The 23547-nt window shown below is 45.5% G+C and carries 18 protein-coding genes; 6 read left to right on the forward strand and 12 right to left on the reverse strand.

Annotated features, from left to right (window positions below; translation table 11 throughout):
* Positions 1–186: 186 nt before the first annotated feature.
* The 4 genes from QUA99_RS26035 to QUA99_RS26050 form a co-directional block, all read right to left on the reverse strand.
* Entirely contained in the window at positions 187–789 is a 603-nt protein-coding gene (locus tag QUA99_RS26035) for a hypothetical protein (protein ID WP_333242217.1), read from the reverse strand.
* A gap of 256 nt (positions 790–1045) precedes the next feature.
* Positions 1046–1375 (reverse strand): hypothetical protein, encoded by a 330-nt coding sequence (locus QUA99_RS26040; RefSeq protein WP_333242220.1) that lies wholly within the window; start codon positions 1373–1375, stop codon positions 1046–1048.
* Positions 1376–1504: 129 nt separating this feature from the next.
* Positions 1505–3181 (reverse strand): S8 family peptidase, encoded by a 1677-nt coding sequence (locus tag QUA99_RS26045; RefSeq protein ID WP_333242222.1) that lies wholly within the window; start codon positions 3179–3181, stop codon positions 1505–1507.
* A 171-nt stretch (positions 3182–3352) separates the two neighbouring features.
* Positions 3353–4249, reverse strand: coding sequence for an aspartoacylase (locus tag QUA99_RS26050; RefSeq protein ID WP_333242225.1), 897 nt, complete (start codon positions 4247–4249; stop codon positions 3353–3355).
* A gap of 236 nt (positions 4250–4485) precedes the next feature.
* Between QUA99_RS26050 and QUA99_RS26055 the strand changes: the two genes are divergently transcribed.
* Positions 4486–5391, forward strand: coding sequence for a LysR family transcriptional regulator (locus QUA99_RS26055; protein WP_333242227.1), 906 nt, complete (start codon positions 4486–4488; stop codon positions 5389–5391).
* Positions 5392–5511: 120 nt separating this feature from the next.
* Here QUA99_RS26055 and QUA99_RS26060 read toward each other — a convergent pair whose 3' ends face one another.
* Both QUA99_RS26060 and QUA99_RS26065 read right to left on the reverse strand, forming a co-directional pair.
* Positions 5512–6507 (reverse strand): pentapeptide repeat-containing protein, encoded by a 996-nt coding sequence (locus QUA99_RS26060; RefSeq protein ID WP_333242230.1) that lies wholly within the window; start codon positions 6505–6507, stop codon positions 5512–5514.
* A gap of 107 nt (positions 6508–6614) precedes the next feature.
* Positions 6615–8309, reverse strand: coding sequence for a hypothetical protein (locus QUA99_RS26065; protein WP_333242233.1), 1695 nt, complete (start codon positions 8307–8309; stop codon positions 6615–6617).
* Positions 8310–8379: 70 nt separating this feature from the next.
* Here QUA99_RS26065 and QUA99_RS26070 point away from each other — a divergent pair, with 70 nt between their 5' ends.
* Entirely contained in the window at positions 8380–9879 is a 1500-nt protein-coding gene (locus QUA99_RS26070) for an NAD(P)/FAD-dependent oxidoreductase (RefSeq protein WP_333242236.1), read from the forward strand.
* A gap of 290 nt (positions 9880–10169) precedes the next feature.
* On the opposite strand, the gene QUA99_RS26075 is transcribed toward QUA99_RS26070, so the two are convergent.
* Positions 10170–11180: a leucine-rich repeat domain-containing protein gene (locus QUA99_RS26075; RefSeq protein ID WP_333242238.1), complete on the reverse strand. Its 1011-nt coding sequence runs from the start codon at positions 11178–11180 to the stop codon at positions 10170–10172.
* A 178-nt stretch (positions 11181–11358) separates the two neighbouring features.
* Here QUA99_RS26075 and QUA99_RS26080 point away from each other — a divergent pair, with 178 nt between their 5' ends.
* Complete coding sequence (locus tag QUA99_RS26080) at positions 11359–11832, forward strand: ABA4-like family protein (protein WP_333242241.1); 474 nt, start codon at positions 11359–11361, stop codon at positions 11830–11832.
* Between the two features lie 244 nt (positions 11833–12076).
* Here QUA99_RS26080 and QUA99_RS26085 read toward each other — a convergent pair whose 3' ends face one another.
* Entirely contained in the window at positions 12077–14995 is a 2919-nt protein-coding gene (locus tag QUA99_RS26085) for a GAF domain-containing protein (RefSeq protein WP_333242244.1), read from the reverse strand.
* 231 nt (positions 14996–15226) lie between these two features.
* On the opposite strand from QUA99_RS26085, the gene QUA99_RS26090 reads away from it, so the two are divergent.
* Positions 15227–16393 carry a quinone-dependent dihydroorotate dehydrogenase gene (locus tag QUA99_RS26090; protein ID WP_333242247.1) on the forward strand — a complete coding sequence of 389 codons (1167 nt, stop codon included), beginning with the start codon at positions 15227–15229 and terminating at the stop codon, positions 16391–16393.
* Between the two features lie 378 nt (positions 16394–16771).
* Here the strand turns inward: QUA99_RS26090 and QUA99_RS26095 are convergent, their stop codons facing one another.
* Both QUA99_RS26095 and QUA99_RS26100 read right to left on the reverse strand, forming a co-directional pair.
* Positions 16772–18226: an anthranilate synthase component I gene (locus QUA99_RS26095; protein WP_333242250.1), complete on the reverse strand. Its 1455-nt coding sequence runs from the start codon at positions 18224–18226 to the stop codon at positions 16772–16774.
* A gap of 117 nt (positions 18227–18343) precedes the next feature.
* On the reverse strand, positions 18344–19015 hold the full coding sequence (locus QUA99_RS26100) for an aminotransferase class IV (protein WP_333242253.1): 672 nt from the start codon (positions 19013–19015) through the stop codon (positions 18344–18346).
* Between the two features lie 382 nt (positions 19016–19397).
* Between QUA99_RS26100 and QUA99_RS26105 the strand changes: the two genes are divergently transcribed.
* The gene (locus QUA99_RS26105; RefSeq protein ID WP_333242280.1) at positions 19398–19652 is read left to right on the forward strand and encodes an ElyC/SanA/YdcF family protein; all 255 of its coding nucleotides are present in this window, start codon (positions 19398–19400) and stop codon (positions 19650–19652) included.
* A gap of 91 nt (positions 19653–19743) precedes the next feature.
* Here QUA99_RS26105 and QUA99_RS26110 read toward each other — a convergent pair whose 3' ends face one another.
* Positions 19744–19974, reverse strand: coding sequence for a hypothetical protein (locus QUA99_RS26110; RefSeq protein ID WP_333242256.1), 231 nt, complete (start codon positions 19972–19974; stop codon positions 19744–19746).
* Positions 19975–20253: 279 nt separating this feature from the next.
* On the opposite strand from QUA99_RS26110, the gene QUA99_RS26115 reads away from it, so the two are divergent.
* Positions 20254–20892 carry a transaldolase family protein gene (locus QUA99_RS26115; RefSeq protein WP_333242259.1) on the forward strand — a complete coding sequence of 213 codons (639 nt, stop codon included), beginning with the start codon at positions 20254–20256 and terminating at the stop codon, positions 20890–20892.
* Between the two features lie 441 nt (positions 20893–21333).
* Here QUA99_RS26115 and QUA99_RS26120 read toward each other — a convergent pair whose 3' ends face one another.
* Positions 21334–23403, reverse strand: a complete 2070-nt coding sequence (locus QUA99_RS26120) for a serine/threonine-protein kinase (protein ID WP_333242262.1) — start codon at positions 23401–23403, stop codon at positions 21334–21336.
* Positions 23404–23547: the final 144 nt, after the last annotated feature.

Raw genomic sequence — 23547 nt, forward strand, 5'->3', positions numbered from 1 at the left:
TTCGTTTAATTACCCTTATTCTCGCCTGGTTTAATTGACTTTATACTACCCCCTCGTAAAAAACCTACACCTGTCAGCCCTAGCCCCCCCGCTGCATTGCGGGGGGAACAAGAATACTGTTATTTCGTTTAAAATTGGTATAAATTTAATTGTGGGGTGGGCGTCCCGCCCGCCCCGAAAGCCCCATTAAGCGCTCGATCGCACTATCAAACCCTGGCACAAAAACCAAAAATAAAGTGCAATATTAATCCCGCTCAACAGCTTCGGAATTCCCTCCAACAAGCTCGAAACAATCTCATTTTTCAGAGGCAGCGCTTCTGCAAAAAAGGCAACAAATAACAAACCAACGCCACTCAGCAGTAAATGATAAGGAGTCGATCGAATTTGCTTCCGAAAAGCCAATCCGTAAGCCGCAGCCAGCACGGCGTAAAATATGACGATCGTTACTTTCGGAAAACCCGCACGCCCCAGATGAACGTGGGTGCGAAAAACTTCATTGAACAAAAAGCAACCTGCAAACAGTGCCGAATATAAAATAAATCGATTTTCTGGGCGATGTGGTTGAAGAATTCTCAGCAATCCAAAGGTAAAAAAGCAAACCATTACCGATAAATAAAATAACATCTGAAACGCCAAGAAAAAGAAACCAGCACCCGGATAAGTGGCAGAGCAAGGCGGCAAAAATAACCCTTTTACCGAAGAACCGAATACACTCAAACACCCCGTCACTAACCCAACCAGCAGTAAAGTCAAACTATTGAATAAAAAAACTGTTCTGTAATTTGCCATAATTAATAACTAGAAGCTAACAACAGTATATTGCGCGTCAAACCATTTTTTGCTAGGGCTTGTGTACGGGGGTTCAGAAACCGAGTTTTTTACGAAAATACTGCGTTGTGACCCGCAGATGCGGTAAAAAATCCGGTTTCTCTGTCGGAGTGGGTAAGTCCCGATCGTGTTCTTTGAGTAAAAGTGAGATATTATTCGCTGAAAGGACAAAGCATTGCTGTGTTTCCACAGCAGTCAATTGAGAATCGACAGACATTTAAACAGAGACGAAATCTTCAGGGCCAATGAAATTGGGAGCAACGCCTGTCAAAGCAGCTAAAACTTCACCGCTGCTGGCGACTCTAATTAATGTGCCGTTAGTGGCAGCCGAAATTGATAGCTGTCCGAAAGTTAAGCTGTTGACTGATTGCACGGTATCTTGAGAGTTAGTGAAATCAGAGATGGTATCAACTCCCAATCGCGGCACGGGGTTGGTGGCATCAGATGAAAACGTCACAAACCGGCCGTCTGCCGAGATAGAGGGCAAGAACGAGCCATTGTTCCCCGGATTGCCTGTATAATCTACAAAAACGCGAGTAATGCTCATAATTCCTCACTAAAATTGCAAATTTGGTAAATTGACGAGTGTTCGATCGCCCAAAACTTCTAATAAAACAGATTCGCGGGCTTGTATGGCGATCGACTAATGTTTCTGAATAGTTGCTGCCTATTTTTTCTAGACTGTTATCTCATTTGAATTGGCTGTTGTCGTCAAGATATACTCAACTTTAGCCGGAGTAAGAGTGGGATTGGCACTCAAAACTAAAGCCGCTACACCCGCTACATGAGGCGTTGCCATTGATGTGCCGCTGTAGGTTTCGTAGGTGTTATAGGGAGTTGTAGAATAGATATCTACTCCTGGTGCAATTACGTAATCCAAGGGTCGGGAACCTGCACGGTTAGAGAATTCATCCATCCTGCCATTTATATCAATTCCTCCCACAGCAATTCCGAAGCTATCGGCATATCTAGCTGGATAGTCTGGTTCATAAAAACCATCATTTCCTGCGGCCATGACGACAACAACTCCTTTGTTACTGGCGTACTGAATTGCCTCATTAACCTCCATGCTAGGCGACCAGCCACCAATACTAAAGTTAATTACATTAGCTCCATTATCAGCAGCATAGCGAATTCCAGCAGCAAAATTATTGAAGTTCCCAGAGCCAAATTCCGACAAAACTCTCACAGGCATAATCTTTGCATTGTAGGCAACTCCAGTTATGCCAAAATCATTTCGTTCGGCCGCGATCGCACCTGCTACGTGAGTCCCGTGACCGTCCAAATCCCCATCCATTGGGTTGTTGTCGTTCCACACAAAATCCCAACCCCGAATATCATCAATATATCCGTTGCGATCGTCGTCAATTCGGTTATTGGGAATCTCATCCGCATTCTGCCAAATATTGGCATCTAAATCGAGATGGGTGTAGTCAACGCCGGTATCGACGACAGCTACAACAATCCCATTTCCGGTAATTCCCCCCTGCCAAACTTCCGGCGCATTTACCGTGTCTCTTGCCCAATCATTCCCGCCCAAATTAGGAACTTCGGGGAACTTAACTGGACTGTTAAAAGTGCGGGCTACTGCTGCATTTGCATCCACTAAACCGTATCCGTAATTGCTGCTAAAACCAGTACCAGGCGTTGCAGCCAGATTCAGGTTGTAATTCTTATAGTCAAAGTAACTATAAACTGCGACATAGTAATCTCCAGGAGTCAGGTTGAAGAAATTTATCTCGCCGGATGCACCGGGTGAGGCATAATCGCTGCCAAGAAATTCATCATAATCAGCCTCGCCGTTGCGATTCTTATCTTGAATCAACTCGATTCCTGCTCCATTCAAAACATCGATACGCAAGCTTAAATCGCTATTGTTGTTAATAGTAAAGCGATAATAATCCTCGTTATCGTCAACTCCGACAAAATCATTGAAGGTGAGGCGATTGTTATCAGCAACACCAATATTGCGTGCAGTGGCTAAGGAGTTGTCGGGGTCTGATAAATTCAACTGATTAGCCGTTCTCGTTCCTGTGAGGGGATCTGTGCCGACAGCGATCGCATCTGAGTTCGATTTTTGTTGAGCAGGGAATGTACCGCTAGCGACTCGATCTTTGGCTGAGTAACTGAGGCGATCGCTGTGTTGGGCTACTAAAAAATCTGCTATTTTTTCTTGTTCGCTGATGGCGATCGCTGTCAAATTATTAGTGTCAAAGCCGTGGCCGGGAACGCTACCATTAAATTGACTGGATGCAGTGAAAAATTTAAGCTGACCGCTATTACCAAAGGTTGTTAATGCTGCTGTTAGCTGCTGTTCGCGATCGATTGCAAGTATACCGAGCATACTTTCCATAAATTCGCTCCTGATAATTTGAGATTCACTTGTGTTGAGGGGAGACAATGCTTGATTTTAAATTAATTAACATTCTTCCAGAGGCAACATGAGAAGTCAATTCATAAATTCATTGCTTGAGTTCATAAAAGTCATAACCCTAATTTCATAAAAGTCATATTTTTCGGAAAGTTATGCCGTTTTAAGCTGAAGCTTTTGTTTTTCCGTCAAAACCATCGCTATGTGTTTTTCGTAATAGGCAGCTTCGTTAATGAATACAGGGAAAACAGTAGATTCTCCTTGATAGGGGAGCGATTCTCCCGTAAATGTGAGAAACATGGGTTCACCGGGATGTAAGGGTTCATAGTCTTTGAACTGAAGTTGGGGATGGATCGCGGCTTGCAGTTCACCTACTGAATTTCTGGGATAGTCTACCGAGCCGATCGCCTGATATACAGTTAAATGTGATGGTGTAGGAAGCGGTTTTCCCCGATTTTGTGCGTCGAGATAATCCAGAATGGCGTGAACCAGCATTTCGGTTTGCTGAAGCTGACGGGCGTTAATTACTCCCTGGGCGATCGGCCCAACTTCTATGGTGCAACCGCAAGCAGAGAGCGATCTAAGCATTGGGGCATCCTCACCGTAATCCTCTCCGAAACAAACTCGCACTGAGGGTTCGATCTCACTCAAATAGGCTAATAATTGCAAATTTAATGGATGTTTGGTAGATGGTAAAATTGTCAGCCCCATGTTGGCCGTTGTGCTGTGAAGGTCGACGATCGCATCAGCCCCATGTTGCTCTTTCGGACATAGTTGGGCGGAGATTTCCTTAGCAAGTCTGTCTTCGTAACCCGTCAAATCTGGGTTAGATAAATCTTCCTGACCAAAGCAACGGTTCAAATCGCGATCGACATAACGCCGATTCATCGCCACCGCTTTGGGATTGGCTAATAAGGCAAAACTTTCTAAGCTCGATCGTTTCAGTAAGTCTGGGAGTTGTTGAAATTTCTTAATCAGGTAAACCCCAGTCAACTCGTTTCCGTGGGTTCCTCCCACAACTGCAACTCGTCGAATTACTTGCGAAATCATGAATAATCCTCCTTAAGCAATACTTAAATGGGTATTTGGTGCCGAAATATTTAACTCTTTTTTTCAAGATAAAGAATTTGTTGCTTTATGTCCAATACTTATTTTTATATAACAATATACTTAAAAAATATAGTATTTAATACCAGTTATAAAAGAGAATGCAACTGTATGCCCGCGATCCAAACCATGATAGTAATCATTCATTCCCAATCCTTCAATTCTAAAATCTAAAATCTATGGAACTTCGCCATCTCCGTTACTTCATTGCAGTGGCAGACGAACTGAGCTTTAGCCGCGCGGCAGAGCGATTGCACATTGCCCAACCGCCCCTAAGTCAACAAATTAAAGATTTAGAGGCTGAACTGGGTGTGAAGCTATTCGATCGCAAAAGTCACCCGATTCAGCTAACCCCAGCAGGACAGGCGTTTTTAGAAGAAGCTCGCGCAACTTTGGTACAGTTAGAACAAGCGGTACATAAAACCCAGCGCATTCATCAGGGTGAATTGGGTTATTTGACGGTGGGTTTTCCCAGTTCGATCGCGAATGGTGTCTTTCCAGAGATTCTGCGAACTTTTCGACAGCAATATCCAGAGGTACAACTGATTTTGCAGGAAGAACACAGTGCTTTCTTAATTCAGAGGTTGCGCGATCGCCAGACTGATATCATTTTTGTCTATCTCTACCACGATATTTCTGAAGCCAATGATTTAGAAACGATGTCTCTCACGCAAGAACCACTTCTCGCCGTTTTACCCAAAAACCATCCACTTGCAGCCCAATCCAAAATTTCGCTTTCCGACCTCAAGGATCAAGAATTTGTAATGCCCCTTCATCAGGTTGTGTCTGGCTTATCTGAGGAAATTTACCATTTATGTTCGGAAGCAGGATTTGTTCCTAAAGTTGCTCAAACAGCCGTCTTTATGGTCACAATTTTGGGATTAGTCGCAGGCGAAACTGGTATCAGCATTCTGCCATCTCACGTACAGAATCTTCAACGCGAAGGAGTGGTCTATCGTCCGATTCATGAACAAACAACAACCACTCAATTAACTGCGGTCTGGCGGCACAATCATTCGTCCACCATTTTGCAGCAATTCCTAGATCTCATTAAAACCCTCTCAATCTATAGCAGTCCTAAATGAGTTGTAAGAAACCAGCATCGGTAAAAAGCTTTGAAAAGTCAATGAAATTCATCCTGAAAAAAGACGACTAACGGCTCGGAGACAATCTCGCATTACCAATTACCAATTACCAATTCCCAGTTAGCCGTGCATTTCTCCATTTGGCATGATTGTACCGCGCAACTGAGCTCCCGCTAAATTAGCACTGCTCAAATCTGCCCTAATCAAAGTTGTGCGGTGCAAAATTGCATCCCGCAACTCTGTTCTAGCCAGGTAAGCATCAGTCAGATCGGCTTCACTCAAATTTGCCTGATTAAAGTTAGCTCGACTCAAATCAGCCCTCACCAAATTAGCTCGACTCAAGTCAGCCATAACTAAATTAGCATTGCTCAACTTAACATCAGGAAGAAATGCACCTTGCAAGTTAGCGCCCGCCAATTCAGCATCAATTAAGACAGCTCTTTCCAACCTAGCACTTGTCATTACAGCCCAGGAAAAATTCGTTTCTATCAAAGTTGCTTCAGTCAAAAATGTGCCATCTAAAATAGCTTCGCTCAAATTCGCCTGAGTCAGATTTGCTTCCAGCAGAGATGCTTCAGTCAAGTTCGCTTGACTGAGATTAGCTTTAGTCAAATCTGCACCTAGCAAGTTGACGCCCCGCAAATCGGCACCTTGAAAATTTGCACCCCGCAAGTTTGCACCCTCAAAAATCCGCTGCTCCTTGCGCAAATTTGCACCGCGCAAGCAGGCACCGCGCAAATCGGCACCTTGCAAATTGACTCCTCGCATATCTGCATCGGTCAAATTTGCATCGATAAAAACTGCCAAAGAGATGTTAGCTTTGCGAAAGTCTGCACCTTGCAAAGTAGCTCCATGGAAGTCTGCATCGGACAAATTTGCTCCGCTCAAGTTGGCCTGATTCAAGTTAGCACCATACAACTTTGCAGTAGTTAAATTTGCGCGCTGAAGGTTAATTCTACTAAGGTAAGACATCGCTAAGTTTGCACCCCAGAGGTCAGCACTGCTTAAATTTACCCCAATTAAATCGGCACCCCTCAGGTAGACGCCTCTAAGATTTATACCTTGAAAATCTAGTTCTCCTGATGTATATCGCCTTAAAATTTCGCTGGCATTCATGTTTTTTTGTGGTTACTTGGGCAAAATATACTATTTCTAGATTCCTTGATTTTCAGTCCTCGCCTTGCCGACTTAATTTGTGTCGCCCCAGACTTGAGTCTGGGCATTTAATAAGTTTGATTCACAAATTCTTGAGTCCAAGCGACTGTTTTGTTTCCTAACTGCCGCCCGTGAATTTTCACGTGAGTAAGATATTGTGATTGTAAAGTACACAGTTTTTTGTGAATGTATATAGCTGTAGCCTGTTGGTTTGGTACTTCGGTAGACTCCAGAATGACGTGGAGCCAACCGTCTTTAAATCCCGCTGTAGCACCAATTCCTTTTGGCTGTAACAATTGATCGATCAATTGGGCGATCGCCTTTGGTTTGCCTTGTTTTGCCATTTGCACAAGCTGATACTGATTTGGTTTCTGGCTAGAGAGTTGCTGCTCTGTTTCGGAAATATTTTCTACAATATTATCCTGCGTTTCTGAAGAAGATATCCCGTTTTCTCTTAACTCTACTTCGCTCAGAATTTCGATTAATTTGTCGGTAAATCCCTGAACTATTCCCAAATAGTCTCTGAGACTTTTATATTTCCAGTTCAAACGATCGTCTGCACTTTCTGTATAAAGTTTTTTGTTCAAAGCAGATTCTAACTCGCTGAAGATATTTTCTATTTGCGCCGTTGCGGAGTTAGCACTTTGAGTGACTAATCCTTTCATTTCTTCTTCCAATCCCAACTTGCGTTTGATGGAATCGCTAATATTTAGCGTAACCGGATCTGCCGGATCGAAAGTGTCGAGAATTGTCGGCGTTTCTGCCACTAGGAATGTTTCTACCAATTCCTGTCTGAAATCGGCAGCGGAATTATTGCTGCTGGTTTCAGGTTCTTTAAAATGTAGATTTTCTGCCGTGTCCGGCACTAAGTAACTGTTTAGGGGGTCATAATGATAGTGAGTTGGAGCAGCTTGAATGATTTGAGTAATATCCCCCGGATCGAAATAATCGCTGCGCCTGTCAATCTGTTTGCTCTCTTCATAAAGACTGTTGTTTAAATGCGTCTGATCGTAATCTTCGCTAGCAGAATCTTCGGAGCGCGAGCGTTCTTCCTGTTGTAATTTTGCGTAACAAGGATTCATCGCTTTGATAATCACGCTAGCCGCTTGGTCGCATTCATCTGTGTTGTCGAGATTCCCCGCCGTTGTGTACAACTGAGATTCGAGTTCGGTCAGCGTGGGACAAACATTAAACAGTTCTCGCAGCAGATTGTCAAGTTCTTGGCTTTTCAGCAGGAGCAAGTCGCGATCGCTAAAAGTAAACTGGTGATACAGACTAGAAAAAATTAGGATTTTAGCCCTCAGCGGATTTGTTTGCTGCAAAATTTTTTGTCTGACATCAAATAAATTACCGGGATTTCTTTCCCTTTTTTTGCTGGTGGATAGTTCAGAACTGAAGTGATCTTCAAATGCGGGTGCTTCCTGACCGCCAAAACTAGATATATTTGTTTCTAATTTGGTGAAGTCTTCAAATTCATACAGCCTGCTAAGCTGACAGACTATGAGGTCGGATACTAAAGCATACTCGTTTTTTTTATTAACCTTAGAAACTATATTATTTAAAACAGCTTCAATATCTTCTAACCTGCTATATTTGGCGCAGAGTTCTTCGATTAAACTCCTTACATCTGCGCTGGCGAGTTGGGCCGGATCGTTTTCCCAAAAGTCTTTACAAGCAAAAAATAATATTTTTTTAAGGCGCGAGAGATGGACATCTTGTTCTAATTCGCGAACAACTTCATCTAAAATAGATAAAGGTTTCATAGTTTTCCTCTCCAAAAAATACCCTGTCAACAGTCAGCAAGAAATAATACAATTATACCACATTTGATAAATGCAAGACTTTGATGCGATCGTAATTGGCAGCGGTATTGGCGGCTTAGTCGCCGGCTCGATGCTAGCTCGCTACGGCAAGCGGGTTCTCGTATGCGAGAGCCACGCCATAGCGGGCGGGGCAGCTCACAGCTTTTCGCGCCGGGGATTTCACTTTGATTCGGGGCCTTCTTTTTATTGCGGTTTGACTGACCCGCAGTCGTTTAATCCTTTGCGGCAAGTTTTTGATGTTTTGGAGGAATCGATCGCAGCAATTCCCTACGATCCGCTGGGGCATTACCATTTTCCAGAGGGAAGTTTACCGGTGTATGCTGATGCCAGAAGTTACTTAGATGCTGTAGCTAAGTTCGCACCGCAAGGTGCTGTAGAATTACAGCTATTTCAAGAAAACTTATTAGTATTGTATGAAGCTTTGCGTGGAATTCCGGCTTTAGCGCTGAGATCCGACTGGCAGTTGATACCTGTTTTGCTGTCTCGGTACTCGCCTGCGTTGCTGAAGTTGTTGCCGTTGGTAGGTGCGATCGCGGGTTCAGCAGGTTCCTTGATGGATCGGGACGTGCGCGACCCTTGGGTGCGGCGTTTGATCGATTTGGAGTGCTTTTTGCTGTCGGGTTTGAAAGCGCACGGAACTGTCGCGCCGGAAATAGCTTTTATGATTGGCGAACGATCGCGCTGTGCGATCGAATATCCTGTAGGTGGCAGCGGTGCGATCGTCGATGCTTTAGTCAGAGGCTTGCAGCGCTGGGGAGGAAAATTGCGCCTGGGAGATCCCGTCGAGCAAATATTAGTTGAATCCGGCAAAACCACCGGCGTTCGCTTGAAAAATGGCGAAATTATCCGCGCCCCAATTGTCATTTCAAATGCCACCGTCTGGGATACTTATACAAAATTACTGCGGCCTGAAGATTTGCCGGAAAGCTACCGAAAAACCTCCTTGTCGATGCCCGCAGTAGACAGTTTCATGCACCTCCATTTAGGAATTAAAGCCGCAGGACTCGAAGGTTTGACCGGCCACCACGTCGTCGTTCGCGACAGCAAGATTGACATTACAGTACCCGGAAATACTTGCATGATTTCGATTCCTACAGTCTGGGATGCAACTCTCGCGCCTCCCGGACATCACGCCGTTCACGCTTATACATTGGAACCTTACGAAGGTTGGGAATATGGGGAATTGTACCAGCAGAAAAAGCAAGAGCGATCGCAATCTCTGTTTCAAGCTTTAGAAAAAATTATACCGGATTTGCGAGCGCGGATAGTCTTAGAGTCGATCGGCACACCGCTAACCCACGCCCGATTTTTGCGCCGATATCAAGGAACTTACGGGCCTGCAATTGCCGCCGGAAAAGGCACATTTCCCGGGTCGCAAACACCAATCAAAGGCTTGTATCGCGTGGGAGACAGCACCATGCCCGGAATTGGCGTACCCGCCGTCGCAGCATCGGGTATTTTGTGCGCGAATACTTTGGTAAGTTCGGATGTGACAGCACAATTTTTGTAAATTGGTAGAGGAAGCGGGCGGGTTTTGCCCAAGATATTTTCGGCAACTCAAAAAATAGATCGACCCGCCCTCTCGTAACCCGTAAACTGCTTTCTGGAGCGCTGATGAGTGCTAAAAACTGATTATCCACCAGCGGCAAAAGCGCCCATAATTGCGATCGACAATGCCAAACCGGGCAACAGCAGCAATCCTAACATCAAAGCATCGTGTCCGCTCATCACTTTCTCCTGATATTGACGTTCAACATTATACTATATAAACCGCCATCTTGCCTCGACCTTAATAATTAATTAAAACCGGCATATAGATTCAGGATTGACAGGGCAAATTTTATTAACAATGGGATTCCGGCGCAAGTCCAAGGTAGTTAACTTTTGCAAAGATTGCAGGGAACTGATATCAGAGATTTGATTGTTGTACAAGTCTAGTAAAAATAAGTTATTTAAAGCTTGCAGCGCGCTGCTATCGGAAATTGGATTGTTGAACAGATAAAGTTCAGTCAAATTAGTTAAAGATTTCAGCGGACTGATATCTGATATTTGATTGTTACCGAGGTTGAGTTCAATTAAATTAGTGAGCGATGTCAAAGGACTAATATCTGATATTTTATTTTGGAATAAAACCAATTTATTTAAGTTTGTTAGCGATGCCAGCGGAGTAATGTCAGATATTTCATTTCCGAAGAGAAACAGCGTAGTCAGATTTTTCAAGGAAGCCAGCGGGGTGATATCCGATATTTTATTATTGTAAAGGTAGAGTGTCTGGAGTTCTGTTAAATTTGCCAAAGGAGCGATATCTGAAATTTGATTGGTGTAGAGAATCAGCGCATTTAAGTTAGTTAAAATTTTCACCGGAGTGATGTCGGAAATTTTGTTGTCAAACAACACAAGTGCGGTAAGATTAGTTAGACCTGCTAGGGGACTGATGTCTGAGATTTGATTGGTATCGAGAACGAGTACAGTCAGATTTATTAGAGATGAAAGCGGACTGATATCTGATATTTTATTGACATCTATAACCAGAGTTTTCAAGTTAGTTAAAAATTGCAGGGGAGCGATGTCAGATATTTGATTGCTGCCGAGGATTAGATTAGTAAGTTGAGTGAAAGATGAGAGGGGGCTGATATCTGTAATTTGAAGATTTTTGAGGTTAAGTTCTTTTGTATTAGAAAGCAGTTCGTTGGCTCGATCGCACTCAGAAGTATCTGATATTTGCAACAGTATTTCTACCGTATGTTTGGCGCAGGGAGAAATGTTTTCTTTGTGCTTGCACCATTCGCTAAAATTATTATAATTTATCATGGTTTGTGCTGCCTTAATCGATTTTAGATGGGATATTTTAAATTTTAGATAAGTATAGCAATTCTATTTCATTTGTGAATGAGATTTTTTTCGGGTTTTGAGAAATTTCAGCAAAAATTGTGTAAAGTAATCTTAACCTCCTTAATTTAATTGCATTCGCAGGAGCCAAGAGCCAACTATGACACCCGAACTAATTTTTAATGCCGGTAATCTGTTCGTTGTGCCTTTCTGGGCAATTATGATTTTATTACCAAACTGGGGAATTACCCGAAAAGTGATGAATTCCTTTATTCCGTTTGCAGTGCTCGCCGTTTTGTACATATATTTGTTTGGTAGCAGTCTGACGGCGGAAAATGCGGCAGCTTTGTCGAATCCCAAGCTAGCAGATATTGCTAAGTTTCTGGGGGAGGAAACGGCGGCGGCTACGGGATGGATACATTTTTTAGTGATGGACTTGTTTGTCGGGCGCTGGATTTATTGGGAAGGACAGCGGACAGGAGTTTGGACGGTTCATTCTTTGGCTTTATGTTTTTTTGCTGGGCCGATGGGATTGCTTTCTCATATTGTAACGGCTTGGATTACTCAAAGGTTTTTCCCGAGTTCTGAAAGTCTTTCAGGGGCGGACAAGATGCCCGCGACACAAGAAAATTGATGTATTGTGGAACGGGCATCTCGTGCCCGTTCGTCCCTAAGAATGGCGCAAGATATCAATAACAATATAGATCGTAGCTAAACCAGATCCTTGTATTTTGAAAGAGGTAGATGGCGATTTACCCTTGGGTGGGGGCGGGTTTATGAGATTATGGGTTTTAGGCAATTATTGTTGGTGAAACCCGCCCCTACAATCCTCGATCACAGCTTGGAACTTTTACAAAATTTTACAATATTTTACAAGATTAAGAATTGGCTAGGGGCAGCACTAAACGAGCCACAATTAAATTGTTTTCTAACATTTCTATAGAAAAGTTTCCCCCCATTAAGCGTACCGCTCGCTGACAAATTAAGAGATTTTGCACGATCGACCTATTTGCAGAAACGGCTAATATATCGGGCCCGGAACCGCCGTTGAAGGCAGCAATTAACTGTCGATCGCCCGCGCCGCTATCGATCACAGACAATTCTAGCAAACCTTCCCCCAGCAACTCAAAGCGAATCTCAATCTTGTCACCAACTCCAGAGCGCCTGCAAGCAGCCGCCAGCAATTCGCACAGGATCAAATCCAGCTTGATACTGTCTCCGCGAACGCTCAAAGTCTGGCCAGCAGGCATCGAGACAGCACTTTCTCTGTGGACTTCCAGCAAGACTTTGGACTGTTTGACCAGGGAGGCCGTTCGATCGATCGATCGCCTCAGCAAAGCGCTCACAGGCACCGCATCTTGTCCGAATTGCAACCGCCACTGTTCCTGTTTCAGCAGCAAATGGGTTGACCCCAAAGCATTGCCAATTTGCCGCAAAACCTGTTGGTAGCGCAAAGTTTTCAGAGCATCCTTTTGTTCCTTCGCCGACTGGAAAATCGACTGACTCAACTCCCCCAACTCCTTCACCCCCGCTGCCAAAGTGCGGTAAAACTCCTCAAAACGGCGCTGTTTGTACCAATTGAGCAGCTCCAGATCCAATCGCTGCGCCTCCTGGGCCGATTGCACCGCCAAATACCTGCGCCACCAAGCCAACTGAGATGCCATCGAGCTGAGCAAACTCACCGACAACTCCGACCACTGGCGGCCCGGAGCGTCTGCTGCCACCACAATGCCCGCCGGAGCGTGTTCTGGGGCCGTCCGCAGCGCCACCGTCAGAATCTCGCCAATTCCCGGACTGCGCAGCCACCGCTTCGTAGCCAGCGGCAGTTGGCTCGTGCTCTGTTGCAGCACGCCCTCTTCTGCCAGGGTTTGTTGGATCAAAGCATCTGTTTGGACAGGAATCACCGCCTCGGGATTGAGGGCAAATACGGGATTGGCAGCTAGCGCCGTCGCAATTGAACCTTCCTCCTCACCGGGATTCCAAGTAATTACGGCTACTAAAGGACAGGAAATTGTCTGGGAAAGGTGTTGAGCAAAGTTACGATCGAGCTTTTGCAGCGGCAACTCTGGGAACATCGTCGGTGAAGCAGCAGATATCGGTTGCCCCGATGGCTCCTCAGGAGAATGCTGCAAAACCCCCAAACCCGATTTTAGCGCTCGCTCAAATTGCTGATATTTGTCGATTTCCGCACTCTGCTGCCAGGAGTGCAGGATCAATCCTAGCTGTTGGCTCACTAGCCCAACTAATTCTTGCTCAGATCGCCTCCAAGTGCGAGTTGCACTGTGCCCGACAACCAGCAAACCCTCGATCGATTTGCGATTGGCGATTTTCGATTTTAGATTGGGGTTTTCTCCCTCGGACTTTTTCGCCCGAGTGGTCGATGCCACAAGCGATCGCACCCCCGCCTCCCCCAGCACTTCCCGCCAAGCGCCCAACCGCCGATCTTCTTCCCAATTTTCAATAGCCAGAGGTGCGCTTTCTTGCAACAGCCCCACGTCAGCCACATCGAGGGCGTTGAGCGGCGACGCCACTGGCCTGCGGTTGCGGGGGAAATTTTGGCAGACAATTTCAAAGCGATTTTGTTCTTCGCCGTACAGCAGCAGCAAAAAGTATTCGCATTTGAGCCGCCCGCACAACTGCTCGGCGGTATTTTTCAAAGTCGCCTCCCAGTCAGCATCGCTGTAGATGGCGCGAGCTATTCCGGCAGTTAAATCTCGATCGATCTCAGTTTGCTGAATCCTCTCCTCCATCTCCGACACCGGAGCCGTCAGAGCCACTAACCGCGCCACTCCCCGCAGGTAATGTTTTTCATTTTCTTGCCAGATCCGGGGTTCGCTGGCTTCGACTGCTAAAAATCCCAACAATTCCCCTTGTGAAACAATCGGCGCAGCCAACAGAGAGCGAGCGCGGATTTGCTGCATTAACCGCCCAGTCAGCTCAGTTTTCAGAGAACTTTGAGATTCACCGATCCAAACCATTTCTTCCCGGCCCAAAGCCTGATAAAATCCCCCCAAGTCTTGGACGGTGATGCCCGAAGCGGGTCGCTCCGGCCCGCCCAAACCCTGAGCAACTTGGCGGTTGCTGACTCGCCGCCAAAAATAGCGCCGCTCTCGCTCGAACCAATAAATATTGGTGCGCGTGGGTTCGATAAATTCATGAGCTTGTTCGACAACCGCTTGCAAGTATTGGTCGAGCGATCGCAGTTCCCCCAACTGCGAAATCAGCGCTAAAAGAGACTCGTCTGGGTGTTTGACTTGTTGTCGCTGCCAGTCTTTTTCTATTTGGTAAAGAGCAGTTGCCAGCGCTCCAAATACGATCGCCAACTGCGTTTTTTCCCCCGACTTTGGCGACGCTCCCCACTCGTCAGTGCCGAGCAAAATCACGCCGTAGCAGCGGTCTTTGTAGCGGAGCGGAAACAGAGTCGTGCCTTGAATGTTGAAAGTTTGAGCTGCTTTGCGCCATTCTCCGGCTCTACTTTCCGAGCGCAAATCCGGGACTCCCACCGGCCGGAGCTGAATCACCACTTGTTCCAGCAAATCCCCCGGACTCAGAGCAAACCGCTGTTTGAGAAAAGACAGGTCGCCGTTAGGAGTCATGCCGCCTTTCCCGAACAATCTGTGGGCCTGTCGATCGTACAACCCGATCCAAATCAACCGCCAGTCAAATTCCGCTTGCAAGTAACCCAGTGTGGTCGAAAGCAGCACTTCAACATTCTCCTCTTCTCGCAGAGTCTGGAGAACCCGCTCCAGGGCCCCGATTTGTTCGTCTAAATCCTTCGGTCTTTGCTGCTGCCCCATTTCCAAGCTTCCCCGCACTTTTGTTCAATTTAAAATTACCAACTTAAAAATTTAAAAAATTAAAATGGAAAACAATCAACTTATAATATAATCGTCTCACTTATCCTTTAATCTCAAACATTGGATCAAGTCGATCGAAGTTGAAGTAACAACCTCGTCTTTGCTGTCGGCTCGTGAATACTTTTATTTCCCTTCTGATTTCTCATTTGTAAACTGCCCCAGTACAAGTCATTGGATATTTATCAATCAGGTGTACGGCCGCTGTTGTTTTCCGTATTGAAAACCGATGCCGAATGGCTGCACAACCGCACTCTTCAAATCCTCGAACTCGCAGCCCGAAATCAGTCCAACCCCGCAACCAGCCAAATGCTCTCCCGATTGCAGAAATCTTTGGGAGTGCAAGATTCTCGCCTCGAACAATCTTTGTGGGGACTGAGCTTTAAAAATCCTGTCGGCTTGGCCGCGGGATTTGATAAAAACGGCGTAGCTGCTGACATTTGGGCAAATTTTGGCTTTGGCTTTGCCGAACTCGGCACTGTCACTTGTCAACCGCAGCCGGGAAATCCCCAACCTCGCTTGTTTCGCTTGACTGAGGACAGTGCAGCCCTCAACCGCATGGGATTTAACAATCAAGGAGCCGAGGCAATGGCAGCCCGGTTTCAGGCAGCACAGAAACACTCAAAATTCGATACCCAGCGCCCCATGCCTCAGTCCCCATTCCCCTTGGGGATCAATCTCGGTAAATCTAAGGTAACACCGTTAGAGCAGGCAGCAGCGGACTATTTGGAGAGTTTTAAGCTGCTGAAAGATTGGGGCGACTATTTTGCAGTCAACGTTTCGTCTCCGAATACGCCTGGGTTGCGATCGCTTCAAGATGCTGCTGGGCTTAGCACAATTTTGGAAATTTTGCAACAAGAAAATCAGGGAACCAAGCCAATTTTAGTCAAGATTGCGCCGGATTTGGAACCCGAGGCGATCGCATCAATCCTCGACTTAGCAAAAACCTACCAACTAGCAGGAATTATCGCCACAAATACCACCATCCGCCGCGACGGACTGAAAACACAAATATTGCGAGAAACAGGCAAACCAATCGCCGCAGAAGCCGGGGGAATTAGCGGGCTTCCAGTGCGGGAGCGATCGACAGAAGTAATCCGATTTATCTGGCAATATACAAAAGGCGAATTACCCATAATTGGAGTTGGCGGCATTTTCACCGCCGAAGATGCTTGGGAAAAAATAGCCGCCGGCGCGAGTTTAATTCAAGTTTACACCGGTTGGGTTTACGAAGGGCCTTGGATGGTGCGCCGGATTCTCCAAGGTTTGTTGCAAAAGTTAGAAGAACGCGGATTTAATTCGATTTCTGAGGCAGTAGGTTCGGACAATCAATACACATAGGAGTGAAAAGCAAGTCTTGGGCAGGCATCCTGCCTGCCCCACAATAATTGTTGAAGAAGTCAAATAAATTATTGCAAGAATCAGCCATTCAGGGCCTTTATTAATTGCTTGTGCTTTTCTTTTCCGATCGCGATAGTGAGCTTCTCCAACAGCTAACCAGCTTTGGCAGTCTGGTCTAATATCCATGAGTTCACCCAGAATCTGATTCACAGTGCGATCGCTAAAAAAACTATCAGGCAATACCATAGCAACATTTTTCTAACATTAATACTAGAAAAAAAATTTGGTTTCCAAGCGATTTTAATCAGTATTACCTCAAAATAAGTCGGCGATAGTAATTTTCAATAATCTTAATAATTCCATTGAGCTAAGACGCATCTAATCAAATATTTCCGCTACTTTCAAAGCATTAACTTGAGCTTGAGCTTTCTGCAGCGACTCCTGCCATTCCCTTTCCGGATCGCTATCAGCAACAATCCCCGCACCCACTTGTCCCCAAACAACTCCCCCGGTCGTACCGTCACTTTTTGGTGCATATAAAAGGGTGCGAATCAAAATATTTAAATCCAGGTTCCCGCGCCAGTCCAAATAACCGCAGGAACCGTAAAATAAATTGCGCTTCACGGGTTCCAATTCTTCGATGATTTCCAGACAGCGCACTTTCGGACAACCTGTAATCGTACCGCCCGGAAATACCCCTCGAATTAAGTCGATCGCGTCGCAATCTCGTCTTAATGTACCGATAACATTACTGACGAGGTGCATCACGTGACTGTAGCGTTCAACGGTCAGAAATTCGTTAACTTTTACCGAACCCCATTCACACACCCTCCCGATATCGTTGCGTTCTAAGTCAACTAACATAATATGTTCGGCTCTTTCTTTGATATTCTCTATTAATTCCTTTGCTAATTGCTCATCTTGAATGCAGGTCAAACCTCGCGGTCGCGTTCCCGCGATCGGTCTAGTATCCACTTTTTTTCCTAATAATTGAACCAGTCTTTCCGGCGAACAACTAACTATCGCCCCCCACGGAGTTTGCCAATAACTTGCAAAAGGCGAAGGATTGATCCGTTGCAAAGCGCGGTAAATTGACCAACTACTGCAATCTGTACGGGCTTCAAACCGCAAAGATAAATTAGCCTGAAAAATATCGCCCGCATGAATATACTTCTGAGCTTTTTGCACTATTTCTTTATACTGACTCTGAGAGAGTTGAAAAATAGGAGTAGTGGAATTTTGTTGATAATTTTCCGGTAAATTATTCTCGATTATTTCTGGCTGGGTTTTCTCTAATTGATGCTGCATAACATCGAGGTGAGAAGGTTGACTCGCAGCCAACCAGAGAATTTGCGTTTGACGGTCTAAAACCGCAAAAGATTCTGGTTCGTACCAACAGCTAACCGGGAAAGGAAGCGGATCGGTATTGAGTTGGGGCAGGTGTTCGATTTCCCATGCTAAATCATAACCTAGCCATCCCAACCAACCCCCACTAAAAGGAATTTCCGGCGGTACATTTACTGCTAAATTTTGCTTTTGAGAGTCCAAAAGAGCGCGCAAAAAAGGTAAAATTTCACCGACTGGCGGTGTCCATAGCTGAGATTGACCGTCAATTATCCGGGGAGAACCCGCACAAATAGAATATCGTGTCAAGTTATTAGTAGAAGATGTAACTGGACTTTCTAGCAGAACGGCCATATCGCGGGGGAAACCATCCGATATTGAGCTTGCACTGTCGGCAGTTTTACCGAGAAATAAAATTTGAAAAATCTCAGATCCGCTGCGCTGATTTAGGGGAAGCTTTCGCCAATGCCAAGGTTGTATTTGTTTCATAATAGATTGCACTACGGTTAACACTTTCAGGACTTACGCAACGAGTCAATTTTGACACTATATGTAGTAGTAAAATGCACAGTTCGCAGCCTACTAAAATCGATTGAAAGCGTTATTTCAGCCATTACTTACAACTTGCCAAACATCTCGGCTTGCTTCTTGTTTGAGGCGTATCCAACCCCTAACGGAGTTAATGAGAAATAAAGTTTTGGTACTGTGCAAATCCTCTAAGGTAATTAATTCTTCTCTGATTTTTCCCTCCTCTAAAAGTTGAGCGCGAAACGTCCCCGGTAATAAACCGCACTTGACGGGAGGTGTGATTAGACCTGCGGGTGTATCGATCGCGATATTGGCGATCGTCGATTCGGTGATAACTCCATCTTGATTCCACAGAAAGACATCCTGATATTCGGGCTGCGACTCCAAAGCCATTGTATAAGGCAATCGGTAAGTTGTCTTGTGGTAAAGAAATGGGTTCTGAGAATCGATCGGTTTGCGGGCAATTCCCACAGATGCACCGATTTTTAAGATACCGCTATCTAGTGTCTGAGCTTGTAATGTTATGTTTCCCTCACAAGATATTGTTAACCGTATTTTTTGTTTTACTGACCCGCAAGTCATACTTAATGCTTGTAAAGCTTTGCTTGCTTCTGTTAGCGATAGAGGGAAATTAAAATAATCAGCCGATCTCTCTAATCTTTCCAGATGTCTGTCTAGCAAAAAATAGCCGTTTTTGGGTTCCCATAAAAGTGATTCTAGCAATTCAAACTTTGAATGTTGTTGACTCATATTTATCAATATAATGTAACTTCGTTAAGTTGACAAGTTTTAAACCTGCGAAGCGGTCTGTTTGTGTAATTATTATATAGGAAGTTAACTTTAATTTATGTTGCCTAAATCATTTATATTTCAATGGCACATTGCCATCTAGCTGTTAATATTAGCCTCAGCGATCGCGCGCCAGCCCTCAATTACTACGTCAGGCTATAGCAATCCTAAATTATTCAGATAAATTTTTAGGGGTAGTGCCTTTCTTTGCCTACCCCCTATCTATCGGGCAACCACGGGGGAATTGCCCCTACAATAATTATGCAAATGATTTAGGATTGCTATAGTTAGAAGCAACTACCTGCGCACCGATTTAGCCTAGGTTCCCGCCGAACCAATTGCCATTGTTTTCGGTGCGGGAGTTTGGGAAGGCGGCACTCCAACGCCAATGTTAGCCGATCGAGTCCAAGCTGCGATCGAGCTCTACAAAGCCGAGGGAGTTAGCCAACTTTTGATAACGGGATACAACAGCAGCAAAGACTACAGCGAGGTGAAAGCAATGCAGGAATACGCAGAAGCACAAGGCATAGCAGCTAACGATCTCACCCTCAAGGGAAATGGGAAAGCCTGTACTATAAAAAGCACAGGCGAGGGATGAGGAATTGGATGTTAAAACTTAAAGATTCACGGCACTCTGGCAGCATAACCAATCTTTATTACCAATAACCAATAACCAATAACCCAAAAATTTACTTGCGTTTAGAAAGTCCTGCCAGCGACCAAGTTAGACTCACCATCATCAAGCGTCCTAGAGCCTTCAAACCATCTTCACCGTTATTTTCAAATGCTTGAAACTGTGTTTGAGAATTATCATTTTCCGACAAGTCTTGAGTGGCTGCTGCTAGTGTTTCCAACTCCGCTTTGTCACAAGAAGATATCTCAAGGCTGACTTTTGACGGCTGATTTTCTTTTTCTATCATTTTATGAGTCACCTCCTTGAGTTATTGCATACATAACTCATACTACAAATATAAACTGTTTGTTTCCGGCATTTGGCTATCGAAGTTTTCCTACCTGACGATCGCCATCAGCAAGTGACGTGATATTCATCACTTAATTGTTATTGTTACTTACTAGCAATATTTTGATTAATCTGCTACAGTTAAGGCCTAACAATCAATTTCACGCTCAGTGACCTTAAGTTGAAAGTAAGCATCGGAAAACTCAGAATAAACTAAGAAAATAAAGGTGTAGATTTGATGGGAATTTATCTAGATACTGCAATAGTAGCAGAAGCCAAAGAGGCGAGCAAGTTCGGCTGGCTTTCGGGTATTACTACTAATCCAACCCTCCTGGCCAAAAGCGATTTATCTCCAGATGTGACGCTCAAACAACTGGCAAAACTTATTCCTGGGGAAGTATATTATCAGCTAACTGCATCTGATTTTGATGGCATGGTAGCAGAAGGAAAAGCGGCTTTTGAATTAATTGGACAGCAAACAGTGTTGAAAGTTCCGGCAACGACGGCTGGTTTTCAAGCAGTAGCGCATTTGTCACCGGAAATTCCTTGCGCGGTGACGGCGATATACAGCGCCGCGCAGGCTGCGGTGTCGGCGGAAGCTGGGGCAAAATATGCGATCGCCTATGTGAATCGCGCCACCAGATTGTTGGGAGACGGTTTTGCCTTAGTGCAAGATATGGCAAATGTCTTGCAGAAAACTAATACTGAAATTTTGGCAGCTAGCATTAAATCGCCGGAAGAAGCGGTGAAGACTTTATTAGCTGGAGCACATCATTTGACATTGCCTTTTGATGTATTAAAGGCGATCGCAGTTCACGAATTTTCGCAGCAAACTGTTGATGAATTTGCGAAAAATGGGCGGGGAATTTTGGGATAATACCAAATTTATGTAACAATTGAAAATTACGAATTGGTAATGGGTAATTGGTCTGGGTTGTGAATAATATCAAATCCCGTAGCATCGGAATAGTTCATCCCTCTGTTCTGGAGACTCTGCGTTCTATGGGTCAAGAGCGGTTTAACCCTCTTCTGTCACTTTCGGCAAAAAATAATCGGGAAGGCTTATAGCATAAGACTTTTACCAAAAATCTTGATTTCAGCCATTCTGTTAGAAAATAAACGCTCAAATGCTCGCTATATCTACAGTTAAAAATTTGGCTCTTATTTTTATTTTCCAAGAGTGACAGAAGAGGGTTAATCATTCCCATGCAACCGGAAGTGATAGGACTACTCAGGCCAGTAAAAAAAACAATGCAACTTTAGGCCCGCGAGCCAAACCCATACAAAATCAGTCATTACCAATTCTCAAATAGTAGGACTACGGCATTCGCCAAATCTTAATAGTACGATCGGGACTGCCGCTCACAAAAGTCTTGCTATCTCTAGCAATAGCAACAGAAGTCACAAACTGAGTGTGACCAGAAAGAGTGCTTCTTTCTTTACCCGTCTTCAAATCCCAAACTATAATATCTCCGCCCCCGCCGATCAAACTGCGGCTGTCCGGGCTAAAGGCGATCGTTCTCACCCAACCCGAATGCCCTTTAAAAGTGCGAGCGCGTTTCCCGTCTTGCACGTTCGACAAACGGATCGTATTGTCGCTGCTAGCACTCGCCACAATTCGCCCGTTCGGGCTAAAAGCTACAGCATTAACCGCGCCGCCGTGACCTGTGATAATTCTTCTGACTTGTCCGGTGTCGAGATTCCACAAACGCACAGTTTTGTCATCGCTACCGCTAGCGAGAGTTTGACCGTCCCGGCTCAAAGCGATCGCGTTTACTCCTCCGGCGTGGCCGCTCAAAGTCCGCAACCTGTGGCCGGTTTTGACATTCCACAAGCGAACAGTTTTGTCATCGCTGCAGCTAGCCAGAGTTTGACCGTCGCTGCTAAAAGCGACCGCGTTGACGGCGGCTTTGTGAGCGGGAATTGTCCGCATCCGCCGCCCCGTCTTCAAATCCCACAAAATCACATTATTGTCGTCGCCGCCGCTAGCCAAAATCGAGCTGTCCGGGCTCACGGCTAGCGTGTTGACCGATTTTTTAGAATGCACCGAATTGATAGGCCGCACCAGGCGTCCCGTTCTCACATTCCAAATTCTAATCGTCCCAAAGCTGGCGCTGACCAAAGTTTGACCGTTCGGCGACAGGGCGATCGCATTTACACTCCCGACATTATCCAAACTTCTTTGCAAAAACTGACTGCTAGGCAAACTAGAAAGCAGCCATACCGGGTTTGCCGGAAACACCCCGTAACGCAGCGAACCGTAAATTTGAGACCCGCCAATACCCAGCATCAAAACCGCAGTGCCCGCCAGCAACTTCTTTTTCCAATCAAAAACCTCTTTCTCGGTCTTGTTCAATCTCGAATTGAGAGGTCTGAGGCGGTTCATGGAACTCTGCTTCGTCGCCGCAGCCCCCCCGGAAGTTCCGCGAATTTTAGTTTGCCCCGTCGTCGGCAACTGAGTCGGCAACTGAGTTTCTGCACCGTCGAGATTTATTTCCTCCAAGCACTGCAAAACCATCTGCGGACTTTGAGGTCGATTTCCCGGAAAAGGTGCCATCAGGTAATCGATCACGTTAGCCAACGGGTCGGAAACCTGAGGAGCTCCTTTGCGCCACATTAATCTTCCCGTGCGCGGGTTCTCTGGAAACGCAGTCGGCGGCTTCCCAGTCAGCAAATAAACAAAAGTGCGCCCCAAAGCAAAAAAATCCGACTGCGGAACAGCCTTCCCATTAGTTTGTTCCGGCGGCGTGTAGCCGGGGGAAACAATACCAGTCACATTTTGCCCCTGGCCCACCTTCGCGAAATAAGTCCCCGACACTTCCCTAGCAGTCCCGAAGTCTATCAGCACTAACTGCCCGTTCGGCTTGCACATAATATTGTGCGGCTTGATATCCCGATGAAAATAGTTGAGTCGGTGAACTTGGTCTAAAATTTCCGACAGTTGTTTGAGCCAGTTGAGAGCTTGTTCTTGACTGATTGGGCGGCCTCGATGTTTGAGCCAGTCTTGCAAATTGGCACCAGCAATTTTCTCCATCACCAGACAGTGAAAAGACTCTGTGGTGTGAGCTGGCGAAAATGTAAAATAACCGTCGCGATCGACTTTTGGAATACCTGGGTGTCTCAGCCTGACCAATACGTCGGCTTCTTGCTTAAAAAGTTCTACAGCTTTGGGATGTTCTTTGAGCAGGACTTTGAGCACTTTTCGGGAGCCGTTGTCGTCCACTTCAAAGGTTCTGCCAAAGCCACCGCCTCCGAGAGGCGCGACTAGCCGATATCTACCTTGCAACAAAAGTTCTGACCCGCAGTGGATACACGCGGATTTGCCAGAGTTGGCTGGATCGGAGGGATTCGGGCATTTGGGATTGAGGCAATAACTCACAGAAGCCACATAACCCTGACTGAGGTTGCTCTATCAAATTTTACTTTGACACTCTCAGCACTCTTGGTGACTGAGATTCTTGGTTCAGCGAAGTCACTTGCCTTGACAGGATTACTCGAGCCAAAGTAGAGGTGTCTTCTCCTCAAGCGTGAA

The sequence above is a fragment of the Microcoleus sp. F10-B2 genome, from assembly GCF_036704965.1.
In the GTDB taxonomy this organism is placed as follows: domain Bacteria; phylum Cyanobacteriota; class Cyanobacteriia; order Cyanobacteriales; family Microcoleaceae; genus Microcoleus.